Origin of the sequence: Pseudoalteromonas sp. PS5 (genome assembly GCF_004103255.1) — a bacterium.
Lineage (GTDB): Bacteria > Pseudomonadota > Gammaproteobacteria > Enterobacterales > Alteromonadaceae > Pseudoalteromonas > Pseudoalteromonas peptidolytica.
The window spans coordinates 49034-58924 of sequence record NZ_RCSQ01000096.1; the positions used below are offsets into that span (position 1 = coordinate 49034).

General features: G+C 42.0%; 8 protein-coding genes. 6 read left to right on the plus strand and 2 right to left on the minus strand.

The genetic code is table 11. The features are described 5' to 3' along the window. Positions 1-78: 78 nt before the first annotated feature. Positions 79-648, minus strand: a complete 570-nt coding sequence (ahpC, locus tag D9603_RS13185; RefSeq protein ID WP_125251725.1) for an alkyl hydroperoxide reductase subunit C — start codon at positions 646-648, stop codon at positions 79-81. A 228-nt stretch (positions 649-876) separates the two neighbouring features. On the opposite strand from ahpC, the gene D9603_RS13190 reads away from it, so the two are divergent. The 5 genes from D9603_RS13190 to D9603_RS13210 all read left to right on the plus strand — a co-directional run bounded on the left by D9603_RS13190 (position 877) and on the right by D9603_RS13210 (position 5517). Then, positions 877-1299 (plus strand): DUF3429 domain-containing protein, encoded by a 423-nt coding sequence (locus D9603_RS13190; protein WP_125251726.1) that lies wholly within the window; start codon positions 877-879, stop codon positions 1297-1299. A 67-nt stretch (positions 1300-1366) separates the two neighbouring features. Further along, positions 1367-2209: a GGDEF domain-containing protein gene (locus tag D9603_RS13195; protein ID WP_241651658.1), complete on the plus strand. Its 843-nt coding sequence runs from the start codon at positions 1367-1369 to the stop codon at positions 2207-2209. A 148-nt stretch (positions 2210-2357) separates the two neighbouring features. Beyond that, the gene (locus D9603_RS13200) at positions 2358-3440 is read left to right on the plus strand and encodes a methyl-accepting chemotaxis protein (RefSeq protein ID WP_128731658.1); all 1083 of its coding nucleotides are present in this window, start codon (positions 2358-2360) and stop codon (positions 3438-3440) included. Positions 3441-3701: 261 nt separating this feature from the next. Next, positions 3702-4490: a class I SAM-dependent methyltransferase gene (locus tag D9603_RS13205; protein WP_128731659.1), complete on the plus strand. Its 789-nt coding sequence runs from the start codon at positions 3702-3704 to the stop codon at positions 4488-4490. Between the two features lie 178 nt (positions 4491-4668). Next, positions 4669-5517: a DMT family transporter gene (locus D9603_RS13210; RefSeq protein WP_128731660.1), complete on the plus strand. Its 849-nt coding sequence runs from the start codon at positions 4669-4671 to the stop codon at positions 5515-5517. Positions 5518-5837: 320 nt separating this feature from the next. Here D9603_RS13210 and D9603_RS13215 read toward each other — a convergent pair whose 3' ends face one another. Continuing rightward, a complete protein-coding gene (locus D9603_RS13215) occupies positions 5838-8288 on the minus strand; it encodes a prolyl oligopeptidase family serine peptidase (RefSeq protein ID WP_194086968.1) in 2451 nt (816 codons plus the stop codon). Between the two features lie 303 nt (positions 8289-8591). Here D9603_RS13215 and D9603_RS13220 point away from each other — a divergent pair, with 303 nt between their 5' ends. Beyond that, positions 8592-9620 (plus strand): LacI family DNA-binding transcriptional regulator, encoded by a 1029-nt coding sequence (locus tag D9603_RS13220; RefSeq protein ID WP_128731662.1) that lies wholly within the window; start codon positions 8592-8594, stop codon positions 9618-9620. Positions 9621-9891: the final 271 nt, after the last annotated feature.

Below are 9891 nucleotides of genomic sequence, written 5' to 3' on the forward strand. Positions count from 1 at the left end.
TAAAAATTCGCAAAAACAATGAACTCTGTTCATCTGGATGGTTGATTTGGGAGTGCACACTGCACTCCCTATGACAATTTAGATTTTGCCAACTAGGTCTAGTGAAGGTGCTAATGTTTCTTCACCTGGCTGCCAAGACGCTGGACATACTTCTCCATCATGAGATGCGATGTATTGAGCAGCTTGTACTTTACGTACTAGCTCTTTAGCGCTGCGACCGATACCTAGGTCATGCGTTTCAATAACTTTGATTTCACCCTCAGGGTTGATTACAAAAGTACCACGAAGCGCTAACCCTTCCTCTTCGATCATTACACCGAAGTTACGAGTAATGCGGCCTGTTGGGTCGCCAATCATAGGAAACTGGATTTTCTTAATTGTTTCTGACGCGTCATGCCACGCTTTGTGTGTGAAGTGTGTGTCTGTTGATACTGAATACACTTCAACACCCATTTCTTGAAGCTGTGCGTAATAATCAGCTAAATCACCAAGCTCTGTCGGACATACAAAAGTGAAATCCGCTGGGTAGAAGAATACGATTGACCATTTACCTAATAGGTCTTGCTCAGAAACTTCTACGAAGTCGCCACCATGGTATGCTGTTGCGTTAAAAGGTTTAATTTTTGTGTTGATTAATGAAGTGCTCATCGCTTTCCTCACTGTTGTTTAGTTTGAATTAATGTTGGCGATTGCTATTCGCCTTGGCTTGAGTACAAAGATAAGGGGAAGTGATATTTAAATAAAATGGATTGTTTGAATCACTGTAATCGAAAAAACTGATAATAGCTTTTTGAGTGATCAACTAATTTAGCATAAGAGTATAAAAGTACTGTAAATACGGTATGATCCAATCATCAGATATAACAGAGCGTTACTATGCACCCCTATTTTAATCATATCCAACTTGGCTACCTTGGTTTTGTTCCCTTTCTTGCCTGTATTGCATGGACCTTAATGACCGGCGCATCAGCTAACACAGTACAAGCGTTTCAATTTTATAGTTTTGGTATTTTAGCCTTTATGGCTGGCAGTTTATGGCGTGCAGGTCAACAAACGCAAAGCCAAGCAATACTGGCTGTTGTTGTTGTGATCCCCTATCCGCTACTGAGTTTTCTAACGCTCGAGTGGTCATTGGTATACTTATCCGTGGCTTACTGGCTGGTCTATCTGATTGAACGTTTATCCCCAATGTGGAAAGAATACCATAAGGATTACCAGAAAATGCGCACCGTGCTAAGCGCAATGGTTTTCGTCGGGCACCTATTTATGATTTCTCAAGCCCTTGAACTCAGCGCTTAGGAAACTTGCGTCCCATGACCCATTAACTATAACTAACTGTAGGCGAACCATAGCGAGCTAAATTACTTTGATAAAAACGGCAGTTCCATTGCTACTGTTCTGGATAGTGAATATCGCGTTAGCGGTGTTTATGTACACCAATGGTCACACAGATTACGAGAGTTTCGAGGAGCTTTTTTGGTTTGCTGTTTCGTTCACGTTATTTTTTATCATTACCAAAGAAGTCGTCAATAAACTATTACGTATAGCATTACTTGTTTATTCCGTTGGCTTACTACTGGATATTTTTGACAGCTTTATCGGCAACACTAATCTGCCTATTTTAGGCTTAGATACATCTTTGAAAAATCTAGGTTTTTTATTAATAAGTGTCGGCTTTTATCGCATGATCAAAGAAAAGCGTAAAGACGTTTACAAGCTAAAAGCAGAAGTGGAAAGAAGAAGGCAGCTCGAACAGCAGATGCGTTACGAAGCAAATCACGACTCGATGACCGGAGTGGGCAGTCGCAAAGCTTGCTTCGAAGGGCTACAAGCACATAAGTTTGCGGGTCTATGGTTACTCTATCTCGATGTCGATAACTTTAAACAAGTAAATGACACGTATGGGCATCACGTTGGAGACAAGGTACTCATTAGCTTCACACAAAATATGCAGCAATACTTTGGTTTGTCACATTGCTTTCGGATAGGAGGGGATGAATTCATTGCTTATGTGGATTGTGAGCTGCCTAACCTAGATGAAATCAGAAGTGCATTACTAAACGGGCTGCTTGAATACAATATCAATGTCAGTATAGGACAGGTTATGGTCGACCCTGCAAAGCAAGCTGATTTACTTATCCATGAAGCAGATAAACAAATGTATGGTGATAAGAAAGGTAAATCTCTTCGTTCCAGCTCTAGAGGCTAAAAGACCCAAAAGCGGTAAATTTGTAAACAAGAACTGACTTTTTTGCAGTAAGAATCATCAGTTGACTTGCTGCCCTCACTAAATTTGTAGCACTAATACACAATAATTGCTAAGCTATCGTTAATATTAAGTTATAGGGGAATGTGCAGTGTTTGCAAAGCTATTTACAAACAACGAGACCCAGCAAGCGCTCGAAAAAGCGCAACAAGAACTGCTCCAACTGAAACAACAAAATGAACAGTTAAGTGCCGAAAATGAATCACTCAAAGCAGAGGTGGTCAGCGCTCAGGTGTCTCTGAATGACAACACAGATAATCAATTACTGCAATGTGCGCTGACTGGACTTGGTCAAGTGCAGGGGATCCGCGAAACAGTACTCGCAAGCTTTATGGGGATCGAAGAAGAAAGCCATTCTATAGAGAAAGTAAACGCTGCCTTTTCTAAGTCGGAAACGGCATTACGAAAAATACTCGTAGGCATGGATCAGCTTGGAACAAATATGGACAAAATGACGGCCAACATCTCTGGCTTGTCGCAAATGGCTGATAGTATAAATACGTTTGTAACCACGATTTCTAAGATTTCAGATCAAACTAACTTACTGGCGCTTAACGCCGCCATAGAGGCGGCGAGAGCTGGCGAAGCTGGCAGAGGGTTTTCTGTTGTAGCTGATGAAGTAAGAGCACTTGCCACCAACACGAATGAATCAGCGAATGAAGTTTCAGATCTCGTCAAGAAAATCATCGACACGACGCACACAACCGTGAATGCTGTAGAGGAAATTCAAGCCTCCAATATTACCCTGTCCGACAGTATTGGACATTTAAATAATGAATATGAAGGGATTGTTGCATGCTGTGATTCAATGAAAGACACAATTTTAGTGTCTACAACACAGACATTTATCCAAACAGTGAAGCTTGACCATGTGGTGTGGAAGGGGGATGTTTACAACGTGATTATCGGTAATAGTCACAAGGGAGTAAATGATTTTGCCGACCATACAATGTGCCGACTAGGAAAGTGGTGGAGCGGCGAAGGCGCTGACAAATTTGGAGCTCACAATGCCTTTAAACGTTTAGATGCGCCACATAAAGAGGTACACCGTGCAGGCGTGGAAGCAATTAGAAAATTCCAATCCGGTGATCCTCAAGGCGCAGTTAAGCAGCTTAATCAAATGGAACGAGCAAGTGTCGAAGTAATGGACTTACTTGACCAGCTAGGGCATTGATAAGTAAAGCGATACACTGTTTTATCGGATACCCGCTTTAACACTAAGGGAAATTATACGACGCCATAGTAAATGACCTATAGGCTGTATGTTTCTTTGTGTATTTTGCGGGTATTGCAACATTTGCTGCCGCGGCGATTTTATCTAATTTATACGAATTATATTCATTAATTGGTATTAATCCCCCCAGACAAGAGCCAACCGCTACAAGATACCAGCCTAATTTGGTAAACTCTCCGTTTTGCTGATTTAGACAGTTCCATGATCCTTGATAAAAACTGGCGTATTCTCACTGTTGGCGATGGTGATTTAAGCTTTTCTTACTCTCTAGCAAAGTACCTAAAGCCAATTCATCTCACTGCCAGTATTTATGACAGCGAAAGTGCGCTTAAACATAAATACCAAGACAACGCATTTGATAAACTTGCAAATATTGGTATTGATATTATCACCGAGTTTGATGTTACCAAGGCGAGCTGCTGGCATAGGCTCTCTAAGCAAAGCTTTGATGCGGTGATATTTCAGTTTCCATTGATCCCGGCATTTGCCTCTTATGAAAGCTTCCAGCAGCAAACACTGAGCGTAAACACGTTAAATCGCCAGTTGCTAAGAAAGTTTTTACTCAACGCAACAAAGTATGCGTTAGACCCAGCAGGTGTAAACCTTGGGATAATCACCTCTAAAGACGTCAAGCCCTATATTGAGTGGAATATAGAGCAGAGCCTGATAACAAACACAGACTTGTGTTACCTCGGTCAGTCTACTTTTGATATTTCACAATTCCCTGAGTATCTTATCCGTAATGTAGATCGAGATAAACATGTAAAGGATACTAGTGGCGTCAGCTATTACTGGTCGATAAATCACTCGCACCCGATAACCTCAAAACTGCAAATGCCACATTACTTAGCGCCAAATCACTGTACTATTTGTAGAGCAGGCCCATTTGTCAGCGAAGTTGATGCGCTATCACATCAAGAATCGAAAAAACATAAAAGTATGCAGAAACACGAAGACCAGTGGCAATTATATTTACAGCAACACAAGTAAAATAAAGGTAAAAAATAAAACGTAAACCTCAATTAAAAGCAGCCTAGAGGTAACGTTTAGAGAGTATGAAAAATAAAAAGAATAAAATATACAAAAATATTTGAGCCGCTCACTACAGAAGATTAGACTAACGCCATCTGCAAACTCTTTACCTGCTTTTTTATCTACAGGGGGCATAATGCCACTCATTAACCGTGACTTTATCATCGCGATTTTATGTCTACTGTGCGCTATGATAACAATCCAATCAGGTGCTTCTATTGCCAAGCAGCTGTTCCCATTCGTAGGCCCTGAAGGAACAACCGCATATCGCCTTGGCTTTTCAGCGTTAATTTTATGTTTGGTATTCAAACCTTGGCGACACTTACCATCAAATTGGCGGCCGCTTATTGTATATGGTCTGTGCTTGGGCGGCATGAATATCACTTTTTATTATGCTATAGAGCGTATTCCAATAGGCATTGGAGTTGCTTTAGAGTTCACCGGACCACTCGCGGTCGCGCTATTTTCTTCTAAACGTAAACGTGATTATTTGTGGGTAGCCTTTGCGATTGCGGGCATTTTATTGCTATTGCCTGATCTGGGTGATGTAAATGGACTTGACCCAATAGGCGTCGTATTGGCGTTAATTGCTGGCGCATGCTGGGCGGGGTACATTTTATATGGTAAGCGCTCAGGCAGTGAGAGTTCTGGTGGGGCAACAGTTGCCATTGGTATGAGTATAGCCGCGCTCGCGATTGTGCCATTTGGCGTGATCTCCCAAGGTACCGCTTTACTAGATTGGTCAATTATCCCGTTAGGGATTGCCATCGGCCTGCTTTCAAGCGCCCTACCCTACAGTTTAGAGATGGTCGCACTGCGAAAAATGCCAGCACAAGGTTTTAGCATCTTAATGAGTGTGGAGCCTGCAGTTGCTGCATTGGCTGGTTTTTTAATTTTGGGAGAGTTACTCACTGTATGGCAATGGCTGGCAATATTGATGGTTATCACTGCATCTGTTGGCAGCTCAGTATCGAGCAAAGAGTAATACCAATTAGACTTAATACTTGCTCAATTTGAAGGTGTAAATCTGACGCTAACCGCGTTAAAGATTTCCTATTTAGAACAACTAAATAGGAAATTTTTGCCTTGCCTACGGGACGTAGGTACCTCGGCGTGAGCAGGACGCGGAAGCGGTGTTATCGACAAGGTTTTCTCACCTCAAAATAGACCACTTAATTAAGGAAATTGGTATAAACTCACATAAAAAGGCTTCAATAGCGAAGCCTTCTATACACTCAAAACAATAATTATCTCGAATTTTTAGTTTTCATCTAAGCGCAGTACTGCGCTTAGATGAAAGTATGTTTACTGCTCAACAATAGCCTGTGTTGCAATAGCGGCCGGTTCATTAGGCAACATTTCTATCTCTTCTTGCGCTTTTTCTGGAAACAAATAGGTATCGAGCCACTGCTCTTGCTCCCAAAGAACATGTAGGATGCTCTCTCGTGCTTTATAGCCATGACCTTCCTCAGGTAACATGACTAACCTTGCATTACCACCCAAGCCATTCATTGCAGCAAACATCCGCTTAGACTGCATTGGGAAAGTGCCTGAATTTGGGTCTTCCTCACCATGGATCATTAACATAGGCTCGTTAATCTTTTCCGCGTGGAAGAAAGGTGACATATTGGCATACACATCTTGTGCCTCCCAAAAACTACGAGGCTCACCTTGGAAACCAAATGGAGTCAGTGTCCGGTTATACGCACCACTGCGTGCGATACCGGTAACAAATAAATCACTGTGCGCTAAGAGATTCGCAACCATAAATGCACCGTATGAATGACCTGCAATCGCGATACGCTCAGGGTCAGCAATCCCTTTCTCAACTAACGTATCCACCGCAGCTTGAGCACTTGCCACCAGCTGCTTTCTGAAAGTGTCATTCGGCTCGGAGTCTCCGGTTCCCACTATAGGCATAGTTGGATCATCAAAAATAGCGATACCTTTGGCAAGGTAAGGCATGGGTCCCCAATAACCAATATAAGGAAATTGATAAGGTGACTCTCGTACCTGAGAAGCAACCGCTTTATCTTTATATTCAAGTGGGTATGCCCACATTAATACCGGTATTCTGCCTTTAGAGGGATCATAGTTGGTTGGCAAATACAAATTACCCGATAGTTCAACACCATCATCGCGCTTATATTTGATTTGCTCTTTCACAACTCCTTTAAATGCAGGATATGGGTGTGGAAACTTTGTTAACTGTTCTAGCGTATCAAATTGTAAATCACGGACAAAAAAGTTAGGCTGCTCTTGACGTGACTCACGTACAGTAACAAACCGCATTCCTTCGTCATCGAGTAATGCCCGAACTCTTTCATAATAAGGTGCACTAGATTGCCATAGCCGAGTCGATGTATTCGTTTTTACGTCAAATCGATCTAGAAATGGGATATTGCCTTGATCAGATGCGCCATTGCCGGTTAAAAATAAATAGCGACCACCAACTAGCTTCAGTACACGAGAGCCTAAATCACTGTTTTCATAAATAAAATTACCAGGGTCTTTGTAGGCATCATTATAACTTCGCTCTGAAAACACCACGCGGTTCATATCCGGGTTGCGAGGCGAGAATATCGAAGCGCGCACACTACGATCTGAAAAGCGCCACTCATTTAAAATAGCGACATTATTATCAGCCCACTGAATACTTGCAAAGCGTCGTTCAACTTTTGCAAATAATTCAGGCTCTTTTTTGAAAGGTGCACTAATTGTGTACAAATAGTCATGATATTCAACATCTTTGCTCATATCACCACCATCCTGCGCCTCAGCCCAGATAAGAGTTGCCCCTTTGTCGTCCCGCCACTGGATTTTACGAGGCCCTTCTCTCACACTGTCAAAGCCCGCGGGTAAGGCGTCTGCAACAGGTTGCCTTGCTACTTCAAATAGCGGGAACCCTCTCATGCCCCACACCTGCCATACCGCAGGGAAACGGCTATACGGTACTTGGTAAGAAAATGGGTCATCCATCATGCCTACAATTAGATTGGTTGAGTCAGGAGAGATTGAAAAGTCTTTCAAGTAGGTGGGGTTACCAATTTTTTGGGCACCTGAATTAAGGTTAATTTTTATCAGTTGGCCTTCAGCATAAAATTTAAACAACTGAATATCATAAGGGCTTGATAATAAGTTTTGATAAGTTCTGGTCGATGCTTTTTTACCAGATGTTGTCTGCACGATTGGCGCCAACTGCGACCTATCACGCTCGCTCGGTTGTTTGCCATGGTTAACCGCAATGTTTGCAACAATTGCAGTGCTGTCAGGCAGCCATTGATAAGGGGTTGAGGTCACTATTCCATTTAAAGTCGATTGCGTTAATTGCTTCAGAGCGCGCTTTTCTATATCAAATGCCCACAGCGTAGAGCTGTTCGCTTGCTCAAGAATAAACGCCAGATAACGGCTATCTGCACTCCAGCTAGGTGCCTTTATTTTACCCTCAGGTAGACCCTGTACTTTGATCAGCGCCCCAGTATCCACATGTTTAAATTCAATTGAGCTATATTGTCGACTGGACGTTCTCATAAAGCTCTCAGGATTAAATTTAATGCCTGCTAATGCTTTTTCCGGTGTACCTAGCTCTTCAAGAGAAAGGACTCGATTACGCTGCATTAGCGCAAGCCATTTTCCGTTAGCGCTCAACTTTGAAGCTGGAATGAGAGGAGCATCAACTAACTTAGCAAGTTCTGAAGAAGGCCTCATATAGCCTTGTTCATTTGCAAATACCGTTTGTGATACGGCAGTTATCATTATGATAAATGCAACTTTTTTTAATAATTTCACTGTATTCACCTATCTTGGGCGTTCATTGTGCGATCATATAATGATTTTTGGAAAATGTGCACAGATTTGCGATGTTATGTAAAGAAAACTTGCGGTACCATTAACCCTGAAAAGTCGCAGTAGGTGAGTCTGGTCGATCTGAAAATTTTGATACAGATAATACCAGTTTGACTTAATACTTGCTCAATTTGAAGGAGTAAATTCAGCGCCGTTAGCATCACATCTAGATGTTAGAAAAGTATTCATGATCCGAAGTTCAGGTTAATTAGCATGAAAAATGATAAAAAACGCGCTAATGTCACCATCTTTGATGTTGCCAAAGAAGCACAAGTTTCAAAGTCTACGGTCTCTCTCGTGCTTACTCAAAGTGAGAAAGTGAGCGATAAAAGCAAAGCCAAAGTGCTACATGCAATTGAAAAGCTGGGCTATGTCTACAACCGAGAGGCTGCTGCACTTAGAAGTAAGCGTACCAATTTAGTTGCCTTGGTGATGAATGACTTAACTTGTCCTCTGTGCGCACAACTAGCTGTTGAACTCGAAAAGCAGGTATATACGTTAGGTATGGTTCCCATGCTGGTAAGTACGAACGAATGTATTGAACGTCAACAGCAAGCGGTACAGGCATTTAAAGAATATAATGTTTCTGCCTTCATTATGATCCCTGCCAAAGGTACTTCCCGACAGTGGCTAGACAATCTTTATGACTCCGGTTTTTTAGTCATCACAATAATGCGAGAAATTGCTTTTGCCAAAGCCCCCTCGATTCTGCCCGACAATAAAAAGGGGACTCACCTTGCAACTTCTCACTTGATTGAAGTTGGAGCTCGACATATTGCTGCACTTGGTGAGCAAGACTGCTTTGAGTACCAGGCTAAACTGGCGGGTTTTCAAAGTGCATTAACATCACACCACGTTAAGCATCAGGCGACTGTTATTGACGTCCAAAATAACCGTCGAGCCGGCAAAAAGGCATTCAAACAACTGATCGAAACTCATCGTAATATAGATGCGGTTATGTGTTTTAGTGATTTTATTGCCTATGGCGTTGTAGATACGATGCGGGAGATTGGACTTTCACCAGGTAGAGATATAAAAGTGATTGGTTTCAATGATTTTGCTGATTCTCAGTTTATGACCCCCTCCTTGAGTAGTGTAAAAATAGATATTAACGAGATATGTAGACGCACTTGTCAAACCCTCTCAGAGCAGCTCAGTGGCACAACTCCTGCGGCGACAACCATAGTCGATGTAACGCTTCAATTGAGGGATTCTTCGCAAATATGCGAAATCGGCGTATAGACAAGCGCTTTGATTACTATCAAATTACATTTTAAAAAAATGCAAATATTTGCGGCCAAACCTATAGACATTGTTGAGAATCTGGATAGAATTCGCAGCAATCTCAGCCGTCTATATTTACATTTAGGAAATATGCACAAGTGACTGATGTCGACTTACACCAATTATCTTAATACTGTAGTCTATTTTGAGGTGAGTAAATCTTTTCGATAACTCCGCTACCGCGTCCTGCTATCGCTAAGGTACCTACATCCATATAGGCAAGGCAAAA